The organism is Azoarcus sp. DD4 (assembly GCF_006496635.1).
In the GTDB taxonomy this organism is placed as follows: Bacteria; Pseudomonadota; Gammaproteobacteria; order Burkholderiales; family Rhodocyclaceae; genus Azoarcus.
In genome coordinates this window covers 3744501-3768200 of the sequence record NZ_CP022958.1, presented here as the reverse complement: position 1 = coordinate 3768200, position 23700 = coordinate 3744501, and the positions used below count along the sequence as shown (strand labels likewise).

At 67.4% G+C, this 23700-nt stretch carries 24 protein-coding genes; 14 read left to right on the top strand and 10 right to left on the bottom strand.

Translation table 11 applies throughout. From position 1 onward, the window contains the following. Positions 1-3 precede the first annotated feature (3 nt). The 3 genes from CJ010_RS17395 to CJ010_RS17385 form a co-directional block, all read right to left on the bottom strand. Complete coding sequence (locus CJ010_RS17395; protein WP_141019224.1) at positions 4-858, bottom strand: sulfurtransferase; 855 nt, start codon at positions 856-858, stop codon at positions 4-6. After that, positions 855-1217 (bottom strand): STAS/SEC14 domain-containing protein, encoded by a 363-nt coding sequence (locus CJ010_RS17390; RefSeq protein WP_141019223.1) that lies wholly within the window; start codon positions 1215-1217, stop codon positions 855-857. The genes CJ010_RS17395 and CJ010_RS17390 overlap by 4 nt, the downstream gene beginning before the upstream one ends. A 97-nt stretch (positions 1218-1314) precedes the next feature. Next, positions 1315-2160, bottom strand: coding sequence for a DMT family transporter (locus tag CJ010_RS17385; protein WP_141019222.1), 846 nt, complete (start codon positions 2158-2160; stop codon positions 1315-1317). Between the two features lie 151 nt (positions 2161-2311). Between CJ010_RS17385 and glpK the strand changes: the two genes are divergently transcribed. Continuing rightward, positions 2312-3802 carry a glycerol kinase GlpK gene (gene glpK / locus CJ010_RS17380; protein WP_141019221.1) on the top strand — a complete coding sequence of 497 codons (1491 nt, stop codon included), beginning with the start codon at positions 2312-2314 and terminating at the stop codon, positions 3800-3802. Further along, complete coding sequence (locus tag CJ010_RS17375) at positions 3799-5358, top strand: glycerol-3-phosphate dehydrogenase/oxidase (protein WP_141019220.1); 1560 nt, start codon at positions 3799-3801, stop codon at positions 5356-5358. The genes glpK and CJ010_RS17375 overlap by 4 nt, the downstream gene beginning before the upstream one ends. A gap of 10 nt (positions 5359-5368) precedes the next feature. On the opposite strand, the gene CJ010_RS17370 is transcribed toward CJ010_RS17375, so the two are convergent. Together CJ010_RS17370 and CJ010_RS17365 are read right to left on the bottom strand one after the other, a co-directional pair. Then, positions 5369-5998, bottom strand: coding sequence for a response regulator transcription factor (locus tag CJ010_RS17370; RefSeq protein ID WP_141019219.1), 630 nt, complete (start codon positions 5996-5998; stop codon positions 5369-5371). Beyond that, positions 5992-8079 (bottom strand): PAS domain S-box protein, encoded by a 2088-nt coding sequence (locus CJ010_RS17365; protein ID WP_141019218.1) that lies wholly within the window; start codon positions 8077-8079, stop codon positions 5992-5994. Before CJ010_RS17365 ends, CJ010_RS17370 begins: the two co-directional genes overlap by 7 nt. Before the next feature lie 534 nt (positions 8080-8613). On the opposite strand from CJ010_RS17365, the gene phaP reads away from it, so the two are divergent. Beyond that, the gene (phaP, locus tag CJ010_RS17360) at positions 8614-9150 is read left to right on the top strand and encodes a TIGR01841 family phasin (RefSeq protein ID WP_141019217.1); all 537 of its coding nucleotides are present in this window, start codon (positions 8614-8616) and stop codon (positions 9148-9150) included. A 73-nt stretch (positions 9151-9223) separates the two neighbouring features. On the opposite strand, the gene CJ010_RS17355 is transcribed toward phaP, so the two are convergent. Together CJ010_RS17355 and CJ010_RS17350 are read right to left on the bottom strand one after the other, a co-directional pair. Continuing rightward, the gene (locus CJ010_RS17355) at positions 9224-10537 is read right to left on the bottom strand and encodes an ATP-binding protein (protein WP_141019216.1); all 1314 of its coding nucleotides are present in this window, start codon (positions 10535-10537) and stop codon (positions 9224-9226) included. Next, a complete protein-coding gene (locus tag CJ010_RS17350) occupies positions 10534-11295 on the bottom strand; it encodes a response regulator (protein WP_141019215.1) in 762 nt (253 codons plus the stop codon). Before CJ010_RS17350 ends, CJ010_RS17355 begins: the two co-directional genes overlap by 4 nt. A 187-nt stretch (positions 11296-11482) precedes the next feature. On the opposite strand from CJ010_RS17350, the gene CJ010_RS17345 reads away from it, so the two are divergent. Further along, the gene (locus tag CJ010_RS17345) at positions 11483-12049 is read left to right on the top strand and encodes a Spy/CpxP family protein refolding chaperone (protein WP_141019214.1); all 567 of its coding nucleotides are present in this window, start codon (positions 11483-11485) and stop codon (positions 12047-12049) included. A 70-nt stretch (positions 12050-12119) separates the two neighbouring features. Here the strand turns inward: CJ010_RS17345 and CJ010_RS17340 are convergent, their stop codons facing one another. The 3 genes from CJ010_RS17340 to flgA form a co-directional block, all read right to left on the bottom strand. Continuing rightward, positions 12120-12599 (bottom strand): flagella synthesis protein FlgN, encoded by a 480-nt coding sequence (locus CJ010_RS17340; RefSeq protein ID WP_141019213.1) that lies wholly within the window; start codon positions 12597-12599, stop codon positions 12120-12122. A gap of 19 nt (positions 12600-12618) precedes the next feature. Further along, positions 12619-12915 (bottom strand): flagellar biosynthesis anti-sigma factor FlgM, encoded by a 297-nt coding sequence (flgM, locus tag CJ010_RS17335; RefSeq protein ID WP_141019212.1) that lies wholly within the window; start codon positions 12913-12915, stop codon positions 12619-12621. 93 nt (positions 12916-13008) lie between these two features. After that, entirely contained in the window at positions 13009-13779 is a 771-nt protein-coding gene (flgA, locus tag CJ010_RS17330) for a flagellar basal body P-ring formation chaperone FlgA (RefSeq protein ID WP_141019211.1), read from the bottom strand. A gap of 279 nt (positions 13780-14058) precedes the next feature. Here flgA and flgB point away from each other — a divergent pair, with 279 nt between their 5' ends. The 10 genes from flgB (at position 14059) to flgK (ending at position 23697) form a co-directional block, all read left to right on the top strand. Continuing rightward, positions 14059-14460 carry a flagellar basal body rod protein FlgB gene (flgB, locus tag CJ010_RS17325; protein WP_141019210.1) on the top strand — a complete coding sequence of 134 codons (402 nt, stop codon included), beginning with the start codon at positions 14059-14061 and terminating at the stop codon, positions 14458-14460. A gap of 21 nt (positions 14461-14481) precedes the next feature. Further along, the gene (gene flgC, locus CJ010_RS17320) at positions 14482-14922 is read left to right on the top strand and encodes a flagellar basal body rod protein FlgC (RefSeq protein ID WP_141019209.1); all 441 of its coding nucleotides are present in this window, start codon (positions 14482-14484) and stop codon (positions 14920-14922) included. Between the two features lie 41 nt (positions 14923-14963). Beyond that, on the top strand, positions 14964-15638 hold the full coding sequence (locus CJ010_RS17315) for a flagellar hook assembly protein FlgD (RefSeq protein ID WP_141019208.1): 675 nt from the start codon (positions 14964-14966) through the stop codon (positions 15636-15638). Between the two features lie 15 nt (positions 15639-15653). Beyond that, complete coding sequence (gene flgE, locus CJ010_RS17310) at positions 15654-16991, top strand: flagellar hook protein FlgE (protein ID WP_141019207.1); 1338 nt, start codon at positions 15654-15656, stop codon at positions 16989-16991. Positions 16992-17016: 25 nt separating this feature from the next. Continuing rightward, positions 17017-17757 carry a flagellar basal-body rod protein FlgF gene (gene flgF, locus CJ010_RS17305; RefSeq protein WP_141019206.1) on the top strand — a complete coding sequence of 247 codons (741 nt, stop codon included), beginning with the start codon at positions 17017-17019 and terminating at the stop codon, positions 17755-17757. Positions 17758-17895: 138 nt separating this feature from the next. Continuing rightward, on the top strand, positions 17896-18678 hold the full coding sequence (gene flgG / locus CJ010_RS17300) for a flagellar basal-body rod protein FlgG (protein WP_141019205.1): 783 nt from the start codon (positions 17896-17898) through the stop codon (positions 18676-18678). Between the two features lie 37 nt (positions 18679-18715). Then, positions 18716-19393: a flagellar basal body L-ring protein FlgH gene (locus CJ010_RS17295; RefSeq protein ID WP_141019204.1), complete on the top strand. Its 678-nt coding sequence runs from the start codon at positions 18716-18718 to the stop codon at positions 19391-19393. Between the two features lie 80 nt (positions 19394-19473). Beyond that, the gene (locus CJ010_RS17290; RefSeq protein WP_240794632.1) at positions 19474-20526 is read left to right on the top strand and encodes a flagellar basal body P-ring protein FlgI; all 1053 of its coding nucleotides are present in this window, start codon (positions 19474-19476) and stop codon (positions 20524-20526) included. Position 20527: 1 nt separating this feature from the next. Further along, entirely contained in the window at positions 20528-21598 is a 1071-nt protein-coding gene (gene flgJ / locus CJ010_RS17285) for a flagellar assembly peptidoglycan hydrolase FlgJ (RefSeq protein ID WP_141019202.1), read from the top strand. A 104-nt stretch (positions 21599-21702) separates the two neighbouring features. Further along, complete coding sequence (gene flgK, locus CJ010_RS17280) at positions 21703-23697, top strand: flagellar hook-associated protein FlgK (protein ID WP_141019201.1); 1995 nt, start codon at positions 21703-21705, stop codon at positions 23695-23697. The last annotated feature ends 3 nt before the right edge of the window (positions 23698-23700 follow it).

The window sequence follows — 23700 nt, the reverse complement described above, 5'->3', positions numbered from 1 at the left end:
GCTTCAGCCGGCACCGGTGGCTATGGGGCGCGACGGATCGGAACACCATTCGCTCCACGATCCGGCATAAAGCTGGGCTCCCGGCAGTCCGGCAGCCTCCATCGCCAGCAGGTTGTGGCAGGCGGTGACGCCGGAACCGCACTGCAGGACAACCTTATGCGGATCATGCCCCTTGAGCAGGGTTCCGTACTCCTCCCGCAACACCGATGCCTGCTTGAAGCAGCCGTCCGGCCCGAGGTTGTCGCGAAAGAATCGGTTGATGGCGCCCGGTATGTGGCCGCCGACCGGGTCCAGTGTTTCGTTCTCGCCGCGAAAGCGATCGGGGCTGCGCGCATCGATCAGCATCATGTCCGGCTTGCCGAGATGCGCACGGACGTAGTCGGCATCCACGCGGCAGGGGCGTAGTGCCAACATGTAGGTTGCCGCATGGCTCTCCGGGACTTCGGTGGTCAGCGCCTGGGCAGCCCGGCACCAGGCCTGCATACCGCCGTCGAGGACAGCGACGCGGTGGTGACCCAACCAGCGCAACAGCCACCATAGACGGGCGGCGAACATACCGCCGGCGTCGTCGTAGGCGACTACCTGGGTGTGGTTGCCGACGCCACAGGCAGCCAGACGGGCTGCGAGCCGCGCCGGGTCGGGTAGGGGATGGCGGCCGTTGGTCCCGGTTTTCGGCCCAGAAAGGTCTTCGTCCAGATCCAGATAGAAGGCCTTGGGCAGGTGCTCACGGCTATAGGCCTCGAAGCCGAAATCCGGATTGGCCAGGTCGAAGCGGCAGTCGAAGATCACCCAGTCGGGGTCGTGCAGATGTTGAGCGAGCTCCAGGGCGCCGATCAGCGTGGCGTAGGAGGCATTCACTGCGTCGCCTCCGCAACACCGGCCAGCCAACTGCGCGCGTCGTCCTCACCGGAAAACACCTGCACTTCCGCATCGACGAAGAGTTGCGAGATCCACGCGCTCCAGGTCAGCCACTGGTCGTCGGTCAGCACGGCGATGCGGCGGAAGTCGTGCGCGTGCTGGCGCGAGAACTTGATCTCTTCCCACGCCACATCGAGCGTGAAACCGACCATTTCACGCAGATCGAAGAGTAGATCCACCTGCCCCTGGAACTGGACCTTGTAATTGACCAGCTCCTCGAACTCCTTGTAGTCGGCCAGCGTGAACTCGCCGAAAACGGTGACGGCGACGAGCTTGTCGCTGTGGTCGGTACTGATCATGATGGCCTCCACACGCGGATGGGTTGTGGCATCTACTATAGCCCTCGCCACGATACGGCTCAATTGCCCCGGCCGGCGTGGGGATAATGACGTGGGTTTAGGATGAGCGCCGCGCAGTGGCCAGCGAAACGAGGATGCCGCTGGCGACGATCAGCGCGATCGCTCCCCAGGCGGCGAGCGGCAGCACTTCGCCCCACAGGGCGACCCCGAACAGGCTGGAGAAGACCACTGTCGAATAGCTCAGGTTGGCCGACACCACCGTTCGTCCGTAGCGGTAGGAGCGCGTCATGGCCAGCTGGGCGGCTCCGCCGAAGACGCCGACCCCGAGCAGGATGAGCGTGTCGTGCAGGTCGATGGCGTGAAGGCCGGCAATCAATGCCCAGGGCAGTGCCAGCGTGGCGGTGATGGTCGAGAACCAGAACACGGTGCGCACCTCGGGTTCGCCGGCGCGGCCGAGTTCGCGCACGCTCACGTAGGCCAGGCTGGCCAGCAGCCCGCCACCCAGCCCGGCAAGCGCGCCAGGCCACTGGTCCGGCTGCAGGGTCGGGCGCAGCAGCAGCGCGATGCCGACCAGGCCGATCAGGACGCAGGCGAAGACACGGCGGCGGACGCGTTCGCCGAACCAGAACACCAGCAACAGGGCGACGAAGATCGGCGAGGTGTAGCTGAGGGTGACGGCGGTCGCGAGCGGCAGGATGCCGAGGGCGAAGAAGTAGCACATCAACGCGAACGAGCCGGAAAGGCCGCGCGACAACTGCAGGCGCCAGTGCGGGGTGGCGAGGGTGGTGCCGCGCAGGCGCGCGACCGCGGCCATCATCACCACGCCGATCAGGCCGCGGTAGAGCACCAGTTCGCCGGTGGAGAAGGTGTCGGCGCCCAGCTTCACGCATACGCCCATGCAGGCGAACAGGAGGCTGGCGACGATCATCCAGAGCGAAGGCATGGCGGCGGTGCGGACGGAACGGGAAGGCGGCATTGAACCACAAGGCATGACCGGCGGTGTAATGGCCATGCCGCTCAGATGTCGCAGCTGTGCTGGTCAGACGATGCCGGTGGCGGTAGGCTTCGCTCCACCGCCGGTTTGGGAGCCGTGCATGTCCTACCTTCTGGCCCTGGATCAGGGCACGACCAGTTCGCGGGCGATGGTGTTCGATGCCGATGGCCGGGTGCGCAGCGTTGCCCGCCGCGATTTCGCCCAGCACTTCCCGCAGCCGGGCTGGGTGGAGCATGACCCGGCGGAGATCCTGCGCAGCCAGTTCTCCTGCGCCCGCGCGGCACTGGCCGACGCCGGGCTGCGCGCCGGCGAGCTGGCCGCCATCGGTCTCACCAACCAGCGCGAAACGACCGTGCTGTGGGACCGTGCGACCGGTCGTGCGCTGGCACCCGCCATCGTCTGGCAGGACCGCCGCACAGCGGGCGCCTGCGAAGCGCTGCGCGCCGAAGGCTGGGCCGACATGCTGCGCGCGCGCACCGGCCTCGAACTCGATCCGTATTTCTCCGCGACCAAGCTGGCCTGGCTGCTGGATCATCTGCCGGGCGCGCGGGCTCGCGCGGAGGCGGGCGAGCTCGCTTTCGGCACCATCGACAGCTGGCTGGTGTGGCACCTCACCGGCGGTCGTCTGCATGTCACCGACCACAGCAATGCCGCGCGCACGCTGCTGCTCGACATCCGTCGCCGCGACTGGGATTCCGATCTGCTCGAGCGTTTCCGCATTCCGCCGGCGGTGCTGCCGCGCCTGGTCGACAGCATCGGCGTGTGTGGCGAGACCGAGCCGGCGGTGCTGGGCGCCGCGGTGCCGATCGCTGGCATCGCCGGCGACCAGCAGGCGGCTACCTTCGGCCAGGTCTGCCTCGCGCCGGGCATGGCCAAGAACACGTACGGCACTGGCTGCTTTCTGTTGATGAACACCGGCGCCACGCCGGTCGCCTCGGCGCAGCGCCTGCTCACCACCATAGGCTGGACGCGTGCCGGGCAGGTCACCTATGCGCTGGAGGGGAGCGTCTTCATGGGTGGGGCGGTGGTGCAGTGGCTGCGCGACGCGCTTGGCCTGATCCGCAGCGCTGCCGAGGTCGAAGCGCTGGCGGCCAGCGTTGCCGACAGCGAAGGTGTGGTGCTGGTGCCCGCCTTCACCGGGCTGGGCGCGCCACATTGGGATCCGCACGCGCGCGGCACGCTGCTGGGGCTGACCCGTGGCACTGGCGCCGGCCATATCGCGCGCGCTGCGCTCGATGCGATCGCATTGCAGACCGCCGACCTGGTCGAGGCGATGAAGCGTGATGGTGCCGGGCCGCTCACCGAACTCCGGGTGGACGGCGGCGCTGCGGCCAACGACCTGCTGATGCAGTTGCAGGCCGACGTGCTCGGTGTGCCGGTCCTGAGGCCGCGCATGCTGGAAACCACCGCGCTGGGGGCGGCCTATCTCGCCGGCCTGGGCGCGGGCGTGTGGCCGGATACCGGGGCCTTGTCGGCACACTGGCAGATGGATCGCGTGTTCGAGCCGGGGTGGTCCGCCGACCGCCGCGAGGCGGTGCTGGCGCGCTGGAAACGTGCCGTGGAGCGCGCCAAGGCGTGGTCGGAAGCGTGAACGGACGAGGCGCAAGGGCGCCGACGCGCGCTGCGGTGCTGGAGCGTATCCGCGGCACCGCGAGCTGGGATGTCGTCGTGATCGGCGGCGGCGCTACCGGCCTCGGTTGTGCGGTCGATGCGGCGGCGCGTGGCCATTCGGTGCTGTTGGTGGAAGCACAGGATTTCGCCAAGGGCACCAGCTCGCGCGCAACCAAGCTGATCCACGGCGGCGTGCGCTATCTCGCCCAGGGCAATCTGGCCTTGGTGCGCGAGTCCCTGGGCGAGCGCACCCGCCTGCTCGCCAATGCACCGCATCTGGTGCGTCCGCTGCGCTTCGTCGTGCCCGCCTACCGCTGGCAGGACAAGCCGATGCTGGGCGCCGGCCTTCGCCTCTACGATCTGCTGGCCGGCAGCCACGGCATCGGCCGCAGCCGTGGGCTCGATCCCGCGCATGCGCTGGCTGCGCTACCGACGCTGCGCTCCACCGGCTTGCGCGGCGGCATCGCCTACTGGGATGCGCAGTTCGACGACGCACGGCTGGCACTGTCGCTGGCGCGCACGGTGTTCGATCTCGGTGGCGTTGCCCTCAATTACTGCGCGGCCGAAGGGCTGGCGCTCGATGCGCAAGGCAGGCGGCTGACGGGTGTGGTGCTGCACGATGCGGAAAGCGGCGAACGCCTGCAGGTGGCGGCCCGGGTGGTGATCAACGCGGCGGGGGTCTGGAGCGACGCTGTGCGCCGGCTTGCACGCCCGGGCGCCGCGGCGCTGTTGCGGCCCAGCCAGGGCGTGCATCTGGTTGTGGCGCGCGACTTCCTGCCGGGCGACGACGCCTTGCTGGTGCCGCGCACCGACGATGGCCGGGTGTTGTTCATGATTCCCTGGCAGGGCAGCGTGCTGATCGGCACCACCGACACGCCGCGGCCCGACCTGCCGCTCGAGCCGGCGCCGCTGCCGGGCGAGGTCGATTTCATCCTGGCCACGGCGGCCTGCTACCTGACGCGGGCGCCGACCCGGGCCGACGTGCGCAGTGTCTTCGTCGGCCTGCGGCCGCTGCTCGGAGCCGGCGACGCCGCGCTCACCCGCCAGCTGTCGCGCGAGCATCTGGTCGAAGTGTCGCCCGAGGGACTGGTGAGCGTGCTGGGTGGCAAGTGGACCACGTATCGCCTGATGGCGGCCGATGCGGTGGATGCTGCCGAATCGGTCGGCAGGTTGCCGCGGCACGCGTCGCCCACCGCGAACCTGCCGCTGCACGGCGCGGCACCGGGCGTGGTCACGGATGGCTACGGCAGCGACCGCGCCGAACTCGACAGCTTGCCGGGAGCCGGCCGCCCTCTGGTCGATGGCCTCGATCTCACCGAGGCGCAGGTCCGCTACGCAGCGCGCGCCGAATTCGCCCGCCATGTCGAGGATGTGCTCGCCCGGCGTCATCGCGCACTGTTTGTCGACGCCGCGCTGGCCGCGGCGGCCGCGCCGGCGGTGGCCGGCATCCTGGCGCAGGAGCTTGGCCGCGATGCCGCCTGGGAGGCGGCGGAGATCGCGTCCTTCGCCGCGCTGGCACGGGCCTACCGGGTCTGATCCCGCCGCTTCAGCCCAGCTTGTGCTGCAGCACGTAGCGGGTGATTTCGGCGTTGGAGTGCATGTCCAGTTTTTCCAGGATGCGGGCGCGGTAGGTGCTGATGGTCTTCACACTGAGGTGCAGCTGGTCGGCGATCTGGGTCAGCGGCACGCCCTTGCTCAATAGCAGCAGGACGGCCATTTCGCGCTGCGAGAGTGCCTCGTGTGGCAGGCGCTTGCCGGCGTTGACGGTGCCGGCGAGCAGGCGTTCGGCCAGCGTCGGGCTGACGTAGCGTGCGCCGCCGATCACGGTGCGCAGCGCAGCCAGGATCTGATTGGGCGGGCTGTCCTTGTTGAGGTAGCCGGAGGCGCCGGCGTTGAGCGCAGGCAGCGCGAATTCGTCTTCCGAGAACATGCTGAAGATCAGCACCGGCAGCGTCGGCTTGACTTGCTTGATCCGCTTCAGCACCTCGAGCCCGTTGAGGTCGGGCAGGGTGATGTCGAGCAGCACCACCTCGCAGCCGCTCGAACGAACCATGTCGAGCGCCTCCTGGCCGGTCGCCGCCTCGGCGACGATGTCGAAGTCCTCGGTGGACGCGAGGAATTGCCGCAGGCCGCCGCGTACGACGGCATGGTCGTCGGCGATGAGTATCTTCACCATGTGGCCGATCCTCCGGTCGATGGCGGCGCGTCGCTGTCGAGCGGGATGCGCAGGATGAGCTGGGTGCCGGCGTCCGGCGCCGTGTTCAGGCGCAGGCGGCCGCCGAGGTGCTGGGCGCGTTCGTGCATGCCGATGATGCCGTAGGAGTCGTGCTTGCGCAGGCTGCCTTCGCTCAGGCCGCTGCCGTCGTCGATCAGGCGGACGACGAGTTCGTCGCGCTGCTTGCGCAGGGTGAGCGACACCCGGGTGGCGTTGGCGTGCTTGGCGACGTTGGTGAGGCCTTCCTGGATGATGCGGAATACCGCGGTATTGGCCGCCGCGGAGAGCCGCACGTATTCGGGCATCTGCAGGTCGACATCGATGCCGGTCATGCTGGAGAACTGGCGGGTGTACCAGTCTATGGTGGCGATGAGGCCGAGGGTGTCCAGCATCGCGGGTCGCAGGCTGGCGGAAATGCGTTTCACCGTCTGCAGCGCGCTGTCGACCTGGCCGAGCATGTTGCGGAAGTGCTGTTGCAGCACCGGCGGCGTGGACGGCGCGTCGGCGGTGGTGGCCAGGCCGAGCTTGAGCATGGTCAGGGTGCCGCCGAGTTCGTCGTGCACTTCGCGGGCGATCTTGGTGTTCTGCTCTTCGCGCACCGATTCAAGGTGGGCCGCCAGGCGCTTCAGGCGGGCCGCGTTGTCGCGCTGTTCTTCGAGCAGCAGCTTGCGCTCGGTGATGTCGTCGTGCTTGACCAGCAGGCGTATCTGGCCGTCACCGGGGAAGAGGCTGATGCTCACCGCGAACCAGCGCTGCCGGACCGGGGAGTGGATTTCGTACTCCAGGCCGAAGCGCTGACGCTCTCCGGCAAGGATGGCTCGGATGGCGTTGCCCACCTCGGCCGCGTCGGCGGCTGAGATCTGGGTGGCGGCTTCGCAGATCGCCAGGTAGCTGGCGCCTTCGCCCATGTCGGGCGGATGGCCGCCGTTGGTGGCGGCAAAGTCCCGCCAGCGCTGGTTCACCGCCACGATGCGTCCGCTGCCGTCGAGCACGCAGAGCGCGGAGGGCAGGGCGTCGACGATGGTGCGCGAGAAGCGCTCGGATTCGGCCAGCGCCCGGGCGCGTGCTTCCGCCTCGGCGGTGCGGGCCGCGACCTGTTCCTCCAGTGTGTTCTTGAGTCGCAGCAGGGCTGCTTCGGCGTCCTTGCGATGAGTGATGTCGCGCGAGAAACCGACGGTGCCGAGCAGGCCGCCGTGTTCGTCGAATACCGGCGCCTTGTAGGTCTCGAACCAGCGTTGCACGCCCTGGTAGACGATGTGCTCTTCGATGTTGAGCTGGCGGCGCGAGGTCAGCACTTCGATGTCGCCGGCGCGATAGCCCTCGGCCAGTGCGGTGGCGGTGATGTCGAAATCGGTCTTGCCGACCAGTGCGTCGGTGTCGGTATAGCCGAAAGCCTGTGCCAGTGTGGCATTTACTGCAAGGAAGCAGCCGCGGGTGTCCTTCAGCCAGACGAGGAAGGGGAAGTTGTCGAGCAGGGCACGCTGGTAGCGCTCCCGCTGCGTCAGCGCATCCTCGGCCTGGCGGCGCGCAGTGATATCCACGCAGTAGCCGATGTAGCCGAGAAAGGCCCCCCGGCTGTCGTAGCGCGGTCCGGCGGTGTCGAGCAGCCAGCGATAGACGCCGTCGCGACGGCGCAGGCGGTATTCGACCCAGAAGGGCTCGCGTGCGGCGAAGGCGCGATCGTGCGCACTGGTGCAGCGCGCCAAGTCGTCCGGGTGCACGCTCACCGTCCAGCCGTCGTCACGCTCTTCGTCCAGTGTCCGGCCGGTGAACTGCTGCCATGCCTTGTTGATGAAGGCGCATTGGCCGTCGGCCTCCGTCATCCACAGCATCAGGGGTGCTGCGTCGGCCATGGCGCGAAAGCGCTCCTCGCTTTCGGCGCATGCGCTCAGGGCCAGGCGCAGCGCTTCGTCGCGCTCGGCGAGTTGGGCCCTGCACTGGTCGAGTTGACGTTGCAGGTCCGCGAGAGCGTCCGCGTCGTCCGCAGAGCGGCTCGAGGACGGAACGGCGGCCGGGATGCCGTGGTCGCGGTGCTTGCGCAAGGCGGCTCCTTTTGTGCAATTGGCATGCGGCAGCGCACAGTGCACCGCCGGATCGCACCATATTTACATCACTTGCGGCCTTGTGGATGTAGGAAAAATCCTACTTTATGTGGCCTGAATTCCTACTGACTCATGGTGTGAGACCGACAGACCGGGCCTGACACAGGCCACACAATACCAACAGGGAGAAGGAGGGCCGACGAGGAGACCGTCGGAGGAGACACAGTCGCCACGTGAGCGACCGACGTCCGGACGGCGCTGTTCCGATTCTTGCACTGCAACAGCGGGCAGAGAGGTGGAGGCGGAAGGCGGCATGCCGCAATCCGTTTCAGGCGCCGTCGGGCGGACGTACGACGAAGAGGCGATCCATTCGTCCACAGTCGCATCACCAGAACAATAAGCAATAACGCGGGAAGCACTGGGTCGAGGGCTGTCGCCCGGCGTCACGTCGGCAGTGCGCTCGGCCGCTTCCCGGCCAAGGGTGTTTTTGTCGGTTGCAGCAATTCAATCACGTTCCAAGGAGGATAGCCCAAGATGACTTCATTCAATGCGCTGGACAAGATCACGGAAGTCGCCACTGCCAATGGCAATGCGCTCAAGTCTGCCGTCGAGATCGGCCTGAATGCCACCGAACAGCTCTTCGCGTTGCAGCTGAACACCTTCCGTTCCCTGTCGGCCGGTAGCGCACCGGCGACCGGCGGCAATCCCTTCGAGCAGATGGCGGCCCAGTTCAAGGTGCCGACCCAGGCACTGGAGCAGACGACCGACTACTTCCGTGGCGTCAGCGAGATCCTGGTGCGGACCCAGGCCGAGTTCGCCCGCCTGCATGGCGAGCGCTTCAACGAGACGATCGAGTCCTTCAAGCAGATGCTCGACGGCATCGCCAAGTCCGGTCCGAGCGGCAGCGCCGAAATCGTCAGCCAGATGAAGACGGCGCTCAGCAGCGTGACCGAGGCCTACGAGAACATCATCCGCACGACGCAGGAAGCGACCGAGACCCAACTCGCCGCGGCGAGCAGCGCGCTGCAGCCCATCGGTGCGCGCAGCAAGGTGACGAAGAAAGCCGCCTGACCCACGTCATCGCTCGCGCGCTGATGCAGGCCCCCGCTTCGCCGGGGGCCTTTTGTTGTGTGGCGTCCGCGGCCTAGGGTTTGGGCAGCGTGACCAGCGCTTCCAGGCCACCGTCGGTACGGTTGCTCAGGCGGATTTCGCCGCGCTGCGCGCGCAGCAGGTTGCGCGCGATCGCCAGGCCGAGTCCGGTGCCGCCCGTTTCGCGATTGCGCGAGGCTTCGGTACGGTAGAAGGGTTCGAAGACCTTCTCCAGTTCCTCCGCCGGCAGGCCGGGGCCGTGATCGTGGATGCGGATCTCGTGGCGGTCGGCATGCTCGGCCAGGTTCAGCTCCACCCGCTCGCCAAATTTCACGCCGTTCTCGATCAGGTTCCACAGCGCGCGGCGCAGGGCGGTCGGCCGGCCGATGGAGGGCGTGCCGGCATGGCCGCTCAGGCTGACCGACCAGCCGAGGTCGGCGGCGTCGTCGCGCAGGGCTTCGGCGAGACCGTTGAGGTCTATCGGCTGCGGCGGGACCGAGGCGTCCATGCTGCGTGCGTAGGCGAGGCCTTCCTTCACCAGTGCCTGCATGGCGTCGAGATCGGACTGGATGCGGCTGCGCAGGTTCTCGTCGTCGACCAGCTCGGCGCGCAGCCGCAGCCGGGTCACCGGCGTCTGCAGATCGTGCGAGATGGCCGCCAGGATGCGGGTGCGCTCGGTCACGTGTTCGCGGATGCGCTGCTGCATCTGGTTGAAGGCTGCTGCTGCCTGGGCCACCTCGGTGGGGCCGCGGGTGTCCATCGGCGGCCGTTCCGGATCCTCGCCGAGGGCGCGCGCGGCCGAGGCCATGCGCGACAGTGGCCGGGTGGCCAGCCGGACGGCGATCCAGGTGAGCAGTGTGATACCGATGACCAGCGCGCTCAGCGCCGCCAGCAGGCGACCAAGTGGCGGTGGTGGCAGCTGCGGAGCGGGAGGCAGGCCGGGCAGGCGCACCGTCAGCGGCGTGTTGTCGGCCAGTTGGACGACGGTGAGCAGAACCGCATGCGGGCCGTCGCGGCGATTGTGCAGGTAAAGCGCGATCCCGCGTTCCGGCATTGCCTTCCGCAGTGCCGCCAGCAAGGGATGGTCCTGCGGCAGTTGGCGGACGTTCTCCGGCAGCGGCCGGAAGCTCGGACGCAGGCGGCGCCGGCCGAACTGGTCTACCCAGCGTTCGCGTTCGTCGGCCGAGAGGTGGTCGAGCACATCCACCGCAGCGGCGATTTCCTGCGCGACGCCCTCGAACAGCGCATCGCGGCCAAGGCGCTCGCGTTCGCCGACGAAGAGCATGAAGCTGACCGCCAGCACGGCGGCGATGCCGACCAGCCAGATCAGCATCAGGCGGGCGAACAGGCTCCGCGGCAGCAGCTTCATCGTGCGCCGCCCTGGGGGTCGCCGGGCGTGACTTCGGCACTCAGCACGTAGCCCTCGTTGCGTACCGTCTTGATGATGGCCGGTTCGCGCGCGTTGTCGCCCAGGCGCTGGCGCAGGCGGCTCACCAGCAGGTCTATCGAACGGTCGAAGACATCGGCTTCGCGCCCCTGGGTCAGCTCCATCAGCTGGTCGCGCGACAGCACCCGCTGCGGATGGGCGAGGAACACGCCAAGCATGCGGTATTCGGCGCCGGACAGCGGGACCACGGTGCCGGCGGGGTCGATCAGGTGGCGATTGACGGTGTCCAGCCGCCAGTGGGCGAAGCGCAGTTCGCGCGCCTGGGCCAGCGGCTGCGCATCCAGATTCGGCGGCAGCGCGCGGGCGCGGCGCAGGATGGCGCGGATGCGGGCGTAGAGTTCGCGCGGGACGAAGGGTTTGGGCAGGTAGTCGTCGGCGCCCATCTCCAGGCCGATGATGCGGTCCATGTCCTCGCCGCGGGCGGTGAGCATCAGGATCGGGGTGTTGGCATGGGTACCGCTCGCGCGCAGGTTGCGGCATAGCGTGAGGCCGTCCTCGCCGGGCAGCATCAGGTCGAGCACGATCAGGTCGACACGGTGGCGTTCGAGGGCGGCTTTCATTTCGCGACCATCGGCGGCGGCGGTGCAGCGCAAGCCCTGTTTTTCCAGGTAGTCGGCAAGCAGGTTGCGGATGTCGCGATCGTCATCGACGATGAGGATGTGGTCTTGCTGGGTGCTCATGTTCCGTTCTCCGTTGGCTGCATCTTAAGGGCAGCATGTGGCGCGGATGTATCGCAGCGTATCAAACGGCTGCGGGGCGACATGGCCATGCAATTCGGCCTTTCCCCGACAAATCAGGCTTACATCCGGCTGTTCAAATGGCTCCGTCGCCCGAACCGACGGGCACATGACCACAAGGAGCAGGAACATGAAAACCTCGATCAAGACAGCCGTCGCCGCCACCGTCATTGCGTTGGGCGCGCTCGGTTCGGGTTATGCACTGGCCCGCGGCGGGGACCATTGCGAAGGCGGCATGCGCGGCGATCGCGCCGGCTGGCACCAGATGTCGCCGGAGCGGATCAAGGACAAGGCCGACCTCGGCCTTGCCCGCCTGGAACTGGCGCTGGCGATCAAGCCGGAGCAGAAGGGCGCCTGGGACCAGTTCAAGGCGGCGATGCTCGAGCGCGCTGGCAAGCATGCGGCGCTGTTCGAAGCGCGTGCCAAGGACGCGCCGCCCAAGACCGCGCTGGAACGCATGGATCGCATGGAAACCTTCAGCAAGGAGCGACTGGCCGAACTTGCCGATACCCGGCGCGACGTCGAGGCCCTGTACGGCAAGCTGAGCGATGCGCAGAAGAAAGTGTTCGACGCGGAGTTCCGCGAGGGCGGCTTCGGTGGGCACGGTCACCGGGGCATGAAGGGCGTTCGCCACGGTGCCGGCCTCGACCAGGGGCCGCGCATGCCGCAAGGCCAGGGGCCTGTCGGCCGCGGCTGATCGCCAGTCGGTAGCATCAACAGAACGGGCCCGGCGCGCAAACGCCGGGCCCGTTCTGTTTCTGGTGTTCTCAGGCGCTGCCGAGGATGCGGCCGCCCCCGGTGGGGCGGGTCTGGCCGGCGGCATCGTAGAGCTGCGGATGGTTGGCGGCCGACAGCAGGATGGAGAGCGCCGCCTGGTTGTGCTGCATGCGCTCGGTGATCAGCTTGCCATTGAGCGCATTGCGCTCCTTGGCGTTGCGGGCCAGTTCCAGCACTTCGTCCCAGCGTGCGAGTACCCGTGGCAGGCCGGCGCACAGTTCGCGGATGGCGGCGTCGGCATTGTTGCGGCCGAGGCGGCCGAGCAGCAGCGCCTTGTCGTCGTGCAGGCGCTGGAGCTGCCGATAGCGATCGGTCTTGTCCTGGGTCAGCGTCAGCAGGCCGTCGGTGTCTCCGGCCACGAGCAAGGCCTCCTCGCGTTCGAGCAAGGCGACGAACTCGCGCAGCTGGATGGCCTCCGCTTCGATCAGCAGGGCAAGGCGTTGCAGGTCGGCGGGACTGGGGGCGCGCATCGGGTTCCGTCGTCAGTGGTCAGCTCTGGTCGCCCAGCATCTGCCGCACGCTGTTGATCAGGCCGTCGGCGATCTTGCTGGAGTCGACCTTGAAGCGGCCTTCGGCGATGGCCTGGCGGATCTCGGCGACGCGCGCGGAATCGACCGTCGGCGTGTTCTCGATGGCCGCTTCGGCCTTTTGCAGCGTGGAAGACAGCGACGACAGTTCGACCTTGTCGCCGCCGGTGGGGGTCTCGGCCTTGGGCGTATTGACGCGGCTGCGGTTTTCACCGACAGACACGCCGCCGAGGGGCTTGCCCGGGCTTTCGATCTTCATGGCAGTGCTCCCAATAAAGCTTCTCTAGCCGGTATTTCGGCACGGCCGCGAAAAACTTTAGCGATTAAATCATATCGGTCGCCGGCCAGCACGTCAGGGCGCAATTTCGACTACACCGCCGGGCCGCGCGGTGCCGGCGACGACCTGGCCGCCACCCATCCGTACCCGCACCGCTTCCCCCGGTGCCGCATTGTTGAGCGCCACCCCCTCGCTGGCGACGCGAAAGCCGGCGCCCACCGTCACGACCTGGACGGCCTGGCCCTGTTTGACCGCCGGCGGGATGCGCAGCATATCGGCGCGTAGCGGGCTGCCTTGAGCGATGGCGAAGCGGGTGTGCTGGCCGCTGGCCTGGGCGACGTCGGTGAGCGTGCTGTCGGGCAGGGCGGCGAGGTCGCCTTCGCGGCGCACGATGTCGGCCGGACCGAGGATCTGGCCGGCACGCAGCGGCTGGGCGGCGACCAGGTAATCACCGATCACCGCCACCCGCGCCTGCAGATAGGCCGTCCATTCCACCGGGGAGTCGCAGCGCACGCCGACGCTGATCTGCCCCCACGCGCGAGTTCCGGCCGGCAGGAAGGGGGCGAGGCTGACGCAGGCGGGGAGCTGGTTGCGGGCGTCCAGCGGCGATACGGTGATCTGGACACGGCCCGGCAGGCCGCGGGTTTCGTTCTCGAGGAAGCGGCTGACGGCAGCCTGTACCGGTGCCGGGGCCTGCTGTGCGAGCGCCGTGGCGGCGAGACCGCAGCCGAGCACGCAGAGCAGGGTCGCCCCGCGTGCGCGCGTGGCGGCGGTGCGGAGTCGGCACACCAGGGCAGGGTGGGTGGCGCGCTGGTCGTGCGCGGAGGCTTGGGATGAGCGATTCATGGCCGGATTGCATCATGCCGGCCGGTCGCAGGCAACCGCTGCCGCTGCCGGCAAGGGCTGCAGACAGCGGCAATTCTTGCCTCCGGGCGGCAATCGTATCGCATGCGTCGGGGTGTCCCTTGGGTCGAAGCGGCGAAATTGACCGGGCTTTACCGGTCTTATCGCGCCTCGGCCGGATCGGGGCGATGGCTAAGATGCGTGGCATGAAAGCTGCGATGGATCCCGTACCCGCTGTACCGCCCCGGTAACACAGCAGGCCGGAGAACCCGAGGTGACGCCATGAAGACCCTGCTCGACCAACAACTGCAGTTCCACCAGACGGCGCTGAATGTCCAGGCGCACCGGCAGCAACTGCTGGCGTCCAATATCGCCAACGCCGATACGCCGCACTACAAGGCGCGCGACATCGATTTCCGCGAGGCGCTGCAGGGGGCGCTCGGCAACCGCAGCGAGCTGGGCCTCAACACCACACAGAGCCGCCACATCGACGGGGCCGGCAGCAATCTGCTCGACGCCGCCACCAAGTACCGCACCGAGCTGCAGTCGGCGGTGGACGGCAACACGGTGAACATGGACGTGGAGCGCGCGGCCTTCGCCGAGAACGCCATCCACTACGAAGCCAGCATTACCTTCATCAACGGCCTGCTGCGCGGCATGCAGACCGCGATCACCGGTCAGTAATACATCCGGGAGTAGGCGGCCATGAGCATGCTCAACGTTTTCCAGATCGCCGGTTCGGCGCTCAACGCGCAGTCGCTGCGGCTCAACACCACTGCGTCCAACCTCGCCAATGCGGACAGCGTCATCGCCGAGGACGGCCAGCCTTACCGCGCCAAGCAGGTAGTGTTCGCCGCCAAGGCGGTCGGGGCGACGCCTCCGGTCGGCGGCGTGCGCGGCAATGGCGAGTCGGCCTCGGTCGGCGTGCAGGTGACCCAGGTGGTCGAAAGCGCTGCGCCGATGCGGTTGGTCTACGAGCCGAACAACCCGGCAGCCAATGCCGACGGTTATGTCGAGATGCCCAACGTGAATGTCGTGGAAGAGATGGTGAACATGATTTCGGCATCGCGCTCCTACCAGAACAACGCCGAAGTGATGAACACGGCACAGACCTTGCTGCAGCGGACCTTGCAGATCGGTCAATAAGCACGACCGGCAACCGTTGCCGCCGCCGGCAGGAGAAAAAAATGAGCACCGTCACATCCGCAACGCAGACCGCGCAGGACATCCTCGCCAGTCTGGCGCGCAAGGACACCACCACCACCAGTACCACACAGCAGAGCAAGAACCAGTTCCTGACCCTGCTCACGACCCAGCTGCGGAACCAGGACCCGATGAATCCGATGGAGAACGCCGAGCTGACCTCCCAGCTTGCTCAGCTCTCCACCGTCGAGGGCATCGAGAAGCTCAATTCGATGATGAGCCAGTTGCTCGACTCCCAGGCCTCGGCAGAAGGACTGCAGGCCGCGGCGCTGGTGGGGCGTGGCGTGCTGGTCGAAGGCAAGGGTCTCACGCTGACCGATGCCGGCGCCATCGGCGGTTTCGAACTCGACGGCCCGGCGGACGAGGTGGTGTTGTCGATCAAGGACGCGTCGGGCATCGAAGTGGCATCGATGAAGCTGTCCGACGTCGAGGCCGGCAGCCAGAACTACATGTGGGACGGCACCACCACGGACGGCAGCAAGGCTGCCAACGGCAGCTATAGCGTGTCGGTGACCGCAACCCAGGGCGACAAGACCGTGGTGTCGCGGCCGCTGCAGTTCGCCGCCGTCACCAGCGTGATCCGTGGCGCCAGCAGCACCGACCTGCAGGTCGGCGATCTGGGCATCTTCAAAATGAGCGACATCAAGCAGATTCTCTGATCCGGAGCAGCGATCATGGCTTTCCAGCAAGGTTTGAGCGGGCTGAATTCCTCGTCGAAGGCACTCGACGTCATTTCCAACAACGTCGCCAATGCCAGTACGGTCGGCTTCAAGTCCAGCAACACTATCTTTGCCGACATGTATGCCTCGGCCATGGCGGGCGGGACGTCCTCGCTGCAGGTCGGCATCGGCGCCAAGGTCGCGGCGGTGGCACAGTCCTTCACCCAGGGAAACCTCACCGCCACCAACAATCCGCTCGACCTGGCGATCAACGGCAACGGCTTCTTCCGCGTGCAGCGCAGCGACGGCACCGTCGCCTACTCGCGCAACGGCCAGTTCGACATCGACCGCAACGGCAACATCGTCAATGCCGGCGGCGATAAACTCACCGGCTTCCAGGCGGTGGACAACTCGGTGACGCCGACGGTGTTCTCGGGCGAAGCCTCAGCGCTCTATATCGACACCACCAACATCAACCCGCGCGAGACCGGCGAGGCCTCGCTGGGCGTGAACCTCGATTCGAGCGTGAAGAACCCGCTCGACCAGGACCCGGTGGGCAGCGACATCAACAATTTCCTGAACAACACTTCGATCCCGGTCGAGAGCTACAACTACACCACCTCGATGACGGTGTACGACAGCTTGGGCAACGCCTCGCTGATGAACCTCTACTTGGTCCGCGACCCGGACGTCGCCGGCGTGTCGCCCAACACCTGGTCGGTGTACGGACGGCTCTCCAACGACGTGGTGCCGGATCCGACCGATCCCTCGATCTCCACCGGCGTACCGCTGGAGAATCTTGGCACCATCAGCTTTACTTCGTTCGGCGTGCCCGACACCAGCATCGCCAATAACGGCATCTTTTCGGTGACGCGCACCGCCGCCGAGCTCGGTACCGGTGCCGACGACCTCACCTTTTCGCTGGACCTTACCAAGTCCACCCAGTGGAACACCGATTCCGGCGTGACCACCTCGCCGCGCCAGGACGGCTACACCACCGGTCGGCTCACCGGCGTATCGGTCAGCTCCACCGGCGTGGTGCAGGGCACCTTCTCCAATGGCCAGGTCAAGGACATCGGGCTGCTGGCGCTGGCCAACTTCTCCAGCCCGCAGGGGCTGACCTCGCTCGGCGACAACCTGTGGGCGGAATCCTTCGAATCCGGCCAGCCGACCGTCGGCGCGCCCGGCACTGGCGTGCTCGGTACCGTGACCGCCGGCCAGATCGAGGAATCCAACGTCGATCTCACCCAGGAACTGGTGGCGATGATCGTGCAGCAGCGTAACTACCAGGCCAATGCGCAGTCGATCCGCACGCAGGACCAGATCCTGCAGACGCTGGTGAACCTGCGCTAAGCGCTGAAACCGGAAGGAGAGCGACATGGATCGCCTGATCTACACCGCGATGACCGGGGCCAAGGGCACGCTGGACCAGCAGGCCGCCGTATCCCACAACCTCGCCAACGCCACCTCCACCGGCTTTCGCACCGAAATGCACAAGCTACGCGCGGTCGAGGTCCAGACCCAGGCGCTGCACACCCGCGCGTTCACGGTGGATGCCAGCGTCGCCACCGACTACAGCGCCGGCCCGCTGCAATTCACCGGCCGTCAGTACGACGTCGCGGTGGAGGGCAAGGGCTGGCTGACGGTGCAGATGCCCGACGGCACCGAGGCCTATACCCGCGACGGCAGCCTGGAGGTGAGCGCCAACGGCGTGCTGCAGACCCGCAGCGGCCTGCCGGTGCTCGGTGCCAGCGGCGGCCCGGTGACGCTGCCGCCGGATACCGAGATCGTGGTCGGCGCCGACGGCACCATCTCGTCGCTGCAGGCGGGCCAGCAGAACGTGGTGAACGTGGTCGACCGGCTCAAGCTCGTCAATCCGCCGGAAGCCTCGCTGGTGCGCGGCGAGGACGGCCTGTTCCGCAGCACGGACGGCGCGGCACAGCCTGCCGACGAGGCGGTAAAAGTTGCCGGCGGCTACCTCGAGGGCAGCAATGTGAACGTGGTCGACCAGATGGTCACCATGATCTCGCTCGCGCGCCAGTTCGAGATGCAAACCCGCATGCTGCAGACCGCCGAGCAGAACGACCGCGCCGCCGCCCAGGTGCTGTCGCTGAGCTGATCCCCGCCGCGGATTAGCATGGTTTTTGCCTAGTTAATCGCAGGATGGCCGGCAGCCTTGCCGGCCTAGACTGGCAACCAGGCTACCCGACCACCGCGCGACGATCTCCGCCGCCGGCCAAGCAAAGAAGGAATCATCATGATCCGCTCCCTGTGGACCGCCCGTACCGGGCTGGATGCCCAGCAAACATCGCTGGACGTGATCTCCAACAACCTCGCCAACGTCTCGACCAACGGCTTCAAGCGTCAGCGTGCGGTGTTCGAGGATCTGCTCTACCAGACCATGCGGCAGCCGGGTGCGCAGTCCACCCAGCAGACCCAGGTCGGCTCCGGCCTGCAGATCGGTACCGGCGTGCGGCCGGTCGCCACCGAGCGCATCTTCACCCAGGGCAACCTGCAGCAGACCGGCGGCTCGCTCGACATCGCCATCCAGGGCAACGGCTTCTTCCAGATCGCGTTGCCCGACGGCACCACCGCCTACACCCGTGACGGCGCTTTCCAGCTCGACAACCAGGGCAACGTGGTCACCGCCAGCGGCTACCCGCTGGCCGACAACCTCAATGTCCCGGCCGACACGCTCACCGTCACCATCGCCAAGGACGGCACCGTCAGCGTGCTGCAGGCGGGGCAGACTACGCCGACCCAGATCGGCGCGATCCAGCTCGCCACCTTCGTCAATCCGGGCGGCCTGCAGAGCGCCGGCGAAAACCTGTTCCTGGAAAGCGCCTCCAGCGGCGTCGCCACGCCCAACCAGCCGGGTACCAACGGCACCGGCGTGCTCAACCAGGGCTATGTCGAAACTTCCAACGTGAACGTCGCGGAGGAACTGGTGAACATGATCGTCACCCAGCGCGCCTACGAGATGAATTCGCGCGCCATCCAGACCTCCGACTCGATGCTCGGCCGTCTGACGCAACTGTAAGCAGTCCGCCGTGATGGTCCGTACCGAGAGGCCCGCCATGAAAGCCATCGCCATCCTCGCCGCAGTGGTGCTGAGCGGCTGCGCGTCGGTGTATTCGACGCCGCCCACCGCCATCCACCAGCCCTCCAGCATGCGGCCGGAAATGCGGCCGCAGGCGGTCCCGGCGACCGGCAGCATCTATCAGCAGGCGCAGGTACGGCCGCTGTTCGAGGATCGTCGCGCGCGCAACGTCGGCGACATCATCACCATCAACCTGGTCGAACGGAATACCGCGCAGAAGAGCGCCAACGCCTCGGCCACGCGCGGTTCCAACGTCAGCGGCGGCATCAGCCTGACCGCGCCCAACATCGCCTCGATCGCCAACGCCAAGCTCAACGGCCTGCAGGCCGACGTCGGCATGGATTCCGATTTCGCCGGCGAGGGCGCCGCGGCGGCCAACAACGTCTTCAACGGCACGATCTCGGTGACGGTGATCGACGTCTATCCCAACGGCAACCTGCTGGTGTCGGGCGAGAAGATGGTGGCGATCAACCAGGGCAACGAATTCATCCGCTTTTCCGGCGTGATCAATCCGACCACGGTGACCGCCGCCAACACGGTGCAATCCACCCAGGTGGCCGACGCCCGCATCGAATACCGCGGCAGCGGCTTCATCGACGAATCCAACACCATGGGCTGGCTGCAGCGCTTCTTCGTCGCCATCGCGCCGTTCTGAACCGCAACACGGAGTCCCGCATGAAACGCCCGGCCCACTTCCTCTTCGCCCTGCTCGCTGCCGCCGGTGTGGCGCTGGCGATGCCCGCGAGCGCCGAGCGCATCAAGGATCTCGCCTCGGTCGCCGGCGTGCGCGACAACCAGCTCGTCGGTTACGGCCTGGTGGTCGGCCTGGACGGCAGCGGCGACCAGACCACGCAGACGCCCTTCACCGTGCAGAGCGTCATCAACATGCTCGGCAACATGGGCGTGACCCTGCCGCCCGGCACCAACCTGCAGCTGAAGAACGTCGCCGCGGTGATGGTGACCGCCACCTTGCCGCCCTTTGCGCGGCCGGGGCAGGGGCTGGACGTCACCGTGTCGTCGATGGGCAATGCCAAGAGCCTGCGCGGCGGCACCCTGGTGATGACGCCGCTGAAAGGCGCCGACGGCCAGATCTACGCCATCGCCCAGGGCAACATGGTGGTGGGCGGCGCCGGTGCGTCGGGCGGCGGCGCCTCGCAGACCATCAACCACCTGTCGGCCGGCCGCATTCCCGGCGGCGCCACCGTGGAACGCGCGGTGCCGACCATGCTGGGGCAGGGCGATCACGTGCTGTTCGAGCTCAACGACACCGACTTCGGCACCGCCCGCCGGGTGGTCGATGCGATCAACCAGTCGGCCGGCTACGGCACGGCGGAAGCGCTCGACGGCCGCAGCATCAAGGTGAGGGCGCCGGCGGATTCCTCCGCCCGCGTCGCCTTCCTCGGCCAGCTCGAAAATCTCGAAGTGACGCCGGTGCAGCAGGCAGCCAAGGTCATCGTCAATTCGCGAACCGGCTCGGTGGTGATGAACCAGCGCGTCACCGTGCAGAACTGCGCGGTCGCCCACGGCAACCTCACGGTGACGGTCAATACCGATACCCGCGTCAGCCAGCCGGCGCCCTTGTCCGGCGGGCAGACGGTGGTGACGCAGAGCGGCCAGGTGAACATCGACCAGGGCGCCGGCACGCTGTTCAACGTCAAGGCCGGCGCCAATCTCGCCGACGTGGTGAAGGCGCTCAACACACTCGGCGCCAAGCCCATGGATCTCGTCAGCATCCTGCAGGCGATGAAGGCCGCCGGCGCGCTGCGCGCGGAGCTGGAGGTGATCTGAAATGGCCGCAGCGAACACCGGCTTCCAGCTCAACGCGCTCGATCCGAATTCGCTCGGCGATCTCAAGCGGCTTGCGCGCAACAGCCCGGATTCACCGGAAACCCTGCGCGCCGCTTCCAAGCAGTTCGAGGCGCTGTTCCTGCAGATGGCGCTCAAGGCGATGCGCCAGGCGACGCCAGGCTCCAGCCTTTTCGACAACGAGCAGACCAAGAGCTACCAGTCGCTGCTCGACCAGCAGCTCGCGCTCAACATGGCGCACAGCCGCAATAACGGCATGAGCGAGGCACTGTTCCGCCAGTTGGGCGGCATCAACGGCAAGGGCGCCGAGCCGTCCGCGACGGGCGAGGCGTTCGCGCTGGCGAACGGCGGCGAAGCCAAGGGCTTCGACATTTCCAACGTCGTCCGCCAGGCGGCAAATCCTGCCGCGCTGATGCGCCAGGCGCAGGCCATCGCTGCCGCTGCCGGCACGGCCGAGGATGGCGGCGACAGCATCGGCGCGCTCATCACCCGGCTGGAAAGCGCGGTGCGTGCGGCACGCAACACCAGTACGGCGGCGACGGCGGCCGAAGCCGGTGCGGCGGCGGCAGACGGCAAGGTGGCCGACGATGTGCGCGAGTTCGTCAACGCGGTGTGGCCGCATGCGCAGGCCGCCAGCCGCCAGACCGGCATTCCGGCCCAGTTCATGGTGGCGCAGGCGGCGCTCGAAACCGGCTGGGGCGACAAGGTGCTGCGCCATGCCGACGGCCGTTCGAGCTACAACCTCTTCAACATCAAGGCCGGCTCCAGCTGGAGCGGCGACACGGTGACGCGCAAGGTCACGGAGTACAGCGGCGGCAACGCCTACACCGAGCAGGCGCGCTTCCGCAGCTACGGCTCCTATGCCGAGGCCTTCCAAGACTACGCCCGGCTGCTGTCGACCAGCGCGCGCTATTCCGACGTGATGGGCCAGACCAGCGCCACCGGCTTCGCCCGCGGCCTGCAGCAGGCTGGCTACGCCACCGATCCGATGTACGCCGACAAGCTCACCCGCATCATCGCCGGCAATACCCTGCGCAGCGCGCTGTCGGGCTGAGGCCGCTCCGCGCGGGCTGCCGGCAGGCGGCCGATTTTGCCGGTTTTGACCTGGCAAGCATCTTGCAGTGTCAGGTTGGAACGTAGCGAATCAGGGGATACATCATGGCGGGCTTGCTGAACATCGGACTCACCGGTCTGAATGCCGCCCAGGCACAACTGCTCACCACCGGCCACAACATCACCAACGCCGGGGTCGAGGGCTATCACCGCCAGACGGTCATCCAGAGCAGCAACACGCCGCAATTCACCGGCGTCGGCTTCTTCGGCCAGGGCACACAGGTTGCCTCGGTCACCCGTTCGTACAGCCAGTACCTCGAAAACCAGGTGCTCACCAGCAGCGCCCGGCTGTCCGAATTCACCGCCTACAACGACCAGATCAGCCAGATCAACAACCTGCTGGCCGATTCCACCTCCGGCCTTTCGCCGGTGCTGGAAGACTTCTTTGCCGGCGTGCAGGAGATGGCCTCCAATCCGACCAGCGTGGCGGCGCGCCAGGCGCTGATCTCGTCGGCCGAAGCGATGGTGTCCCGCTTCCAGACCATGGACGCCCGGCTGTCGGAGATCCGCGAAGGCACGGAAGGCGAGATCGTCTCCACCGTGTCGCAGATCAACATGTACGCCAGCGCGATCGCCGAGATGAACCAGCGCATCGCCCAGGCGCAGGTGGCCGGCCCCAGCGTTGCCGCCAACGACCTGCTCGACCAGCGCGAGCAACTCGTCGCCGAGCTCAACAAGCTGGTCAAGGTCAGCACGGTGACCGAGACCGACGGTTCGATGAGCGTCTTCGTCGGCTCCGGCCAGGGGCTGGTGGTGGGCGGCACGGTGAACCAGCTGGCTGCGGTGCAGGACGCCAACGACCCGCAGCGCCACGCCATCGCCATCATCTCCGAGAGCGGTGTGGCCAGCGTGCTGCCGGAAAGCCTGGTGAGCGGCGGCACGCTCGGCGGCCTGCTCGCCTTCCGCAGCGAATCGCTGGACGTGGCGCAGAACACGCTCGGCCTGATCGCCGTCGGCATCGCCGAGGCCTTCAACGCCCAGCACAATCTCGGTGTCGATCTCGACGGCGTGCTCGGCGGCGACTTCTTCAGCATTCCCGACCCCGCGCTGAAGCCGGCGATCAGCTCGGCCACCGCCACCATCGAGGACTTCTCCCAGCTCACTTCCAGCGACTACCTGCTGGAATGGGACGGCGCCGCCTACACCATGAAGGCGGTCGGCGGCAGCGCCATCCCGCTGACGCAGCAGCTCGACGGCAGCTATTCCGGCGGCGGCATCAACATCGACATCCCGACTCCGCCGCCGGCGGATTTTCCGACCACCGGCCTGCTGATCCAGCCGACCCGCTACGCTGCCAACAGCATCGACGTCGCCATCTCAGACCCGCGCAAGATCGCCGCGGGCGACCCGGTGAGCGTTGCACCGGGCGTCTATACCGGCGTGGTGACCGACCGCATCCAGGACGTCAAGACGATGTCCATCGGCGGCATCGACGCCAATGCCGACGGCTCCGCCGACTTCTCGCCGATCACGCTGAGCTTCGCCGGCAACACCTTCACCGCTTCGTCCGGCACCATCGAGCGCTACGACGCGGCCACCGGCACCTGGGTCGCAGGCGGCAGCTACGATCCGGCGAGCGACAGCACCGGGGTGCGCTTCCGCATCACCAACGGTGTCGCCCCCAACGACTATTCCTTCGAGTTCAAGGCGGTCGGCGCCTGGGAGGATGGCGAGTCGATGAGCTTTTCCCCGACCGCCGCCGGCGTGGCCGACAACCGCAACGCGGTGGCGCTCGGTGCGCTGCAGACGTCCAAGCAGATGCTGGCCGGCAGCAGCGGCACCGCGACCGCCACCTTCCAGTCGGTCTACGCGCAGATGGTCACCCAGGTCGGCAACAAGACCCGCGAAGTCCAGGTGAACCAGACCGCGCAGGAATCGCTCCTCACTCAGGCCACCGATGCGCGCGATGCGCTGTCGGGCGTGAATCTGGACGAAGAGGCCGCCAACCTGGTGCGTTACCAGATGGCCTACCAGAGCGCTGCCAAGGTCATGAACGTCGCCCAGACCCTGTTCAACGAAGTGCTGTCGATCGGCCGTTAAGGA

Excerpts from the sequence above, each read along its gene's own strand:
- flgF (WP_141019206.1), top strand. The coding sequence starts at position 17,017 with ATGGATCGCCTGATCTACACCGCGATGACCGGGGCCAAGGGCACGCTG.
- CJ010_RS17345 (WP_141019214.1), top strand. The coding sequence starts at position 11,483 with ATGAAAACCTCGATCAAGACAGCCGTCGCCGCCACCGTCATTGCGTTG.
- flgB (WP_141019210.1), top strand. The coding sequence starts at position 14,059 with ATGAAGACCCTGCTCGACCAACAACTGCAGTTCCACCAGACGGCGCTG.
- flgJ (WP_141019202.1), top strand. The coding sequence starts at position 20,528 with ATGGCCGCAGCGAACACCGGCTTCCAGCTCAACGCGCTCGATCCGAAT.
- CJ010_RS17295 (WP_141019204.1), top strand. The coding sequence starts at position 18,716 with ATGAAAGCCATCGCCATCCTCGCCGCAGTGGTGCTGAGCGGCTGCGCG.
- glpK (WP_141019221.1), top strand. The coding sequence starts at position 2,312 with ATGTCCTACCTTCTGGCCCTGGATCAGGGCACGACCAGTTCGCGGGCG.
- flgE (WP_141019207.1), top strand. The coding sequence starts at position 15,654 with ATGGCTTTCCAGCAAGGTTTGAGCGGGCTGAATTCCTCGTCGAAGGCA.
- CJ010_RS17355 (WP_141019216.1), bottom strand. The coding sequence starts at position 10,537 with ATGAAGCTGCTGCCGCGGAGCCTGTTCGCCCGCCTGATGCTGATCTGG.
- CJ010_RS17340 (WP_141019213.1), bottom strand. The coding sequence starts at position 12,599 with ATGCGCGCCCCCAGTCCCGCCGACCTGCAACGCCTTGCCCTGCTGATC.
- flgG (WP_141019205.1), top strand. The coding sequence starts at position 17,896 with ATGATCCGCTCCCTGTGGACCGCCCGTACCGGGCTGGATGCCCAGCAA.
- CJ010_RS17370 (WP_141019219.1), bottom strand. The coding sequence starts at position 5,998 with ATGGTGAAGATACTCATCGCCGACGACCATGCCGTCGTACGCGGCGGC.
- flgM (WP_141019212.1), bottom strand. The coding sequence starts at position 12,915 with ATGAAGATCGAAAGCCCGGGCAAGCCCCTCGGCGGCGTGTCTGTCGGT.
- phaP (WP_141019217.1), top strand. The coding sequence starts at position 8,614 with ATGACTTCATTCAATGCGCTGGACAAGATCACGGAAGTCGCCACTGCC.
- CJ010_RS17315 (WP_141019208.1), top strand. The coding sequence starts at position 14,964 with ATGAGCACCGTCACATCCGCAACGCAGACCGCGCAGGACATCCTCGCC.
- CJ010_RS17290 (WP_240794632.1), top strand. The coding sequence starts at position 19,474 with ATGCCCGCGAGCGCCGAGCGCATCAAGGATCTCGCCTCGGTCGCCGGC.
- CJ010_RS17385 (WP_141019222.1), bottom strand. The coding sequence starts at position 2,160 with ATGCCTTCGCTCTGGATGATCGTCGCCAGCCTCCTGTTCGCCTGCATG.
- flgA (WP_141019211.1), bottom strand. The coding sequence starts at position 13,779 with ATGAATCGCTCATCCCAAGCCTCCGCGCACGACCAGCGCGCCACCCAC.
- CJ010_RS17350 (WP_141019215.1), bottom strand. The coding sequence starts at position 11,295 with ATGAGCACCCAGCAAGACCACATCCTCATCGTCGATGACGATCGCGAC.
- CJ010_RS17390 (WP_141019223.1), bottom strand. The coding sequence starts at position 1,217 with ATGATCAGTACCGACCACAGCGACAAGCTCGTCGCCGTCACCGTTTTC.
- flgC (WP_141019209.1), top strand. The coding sequence starts at position 14,482 with ATGAGCATGCTCAACGTTTTCCAGATCGCCGGTTCGGCGCTCAACGCG.
- flgK (WP_141019201.1), top strand. The coding sequence starts at position 21,703 with ATGGCGGGCTTGCTGAACATCGGACTCACCGGTCTGAATGCCGCCCAG.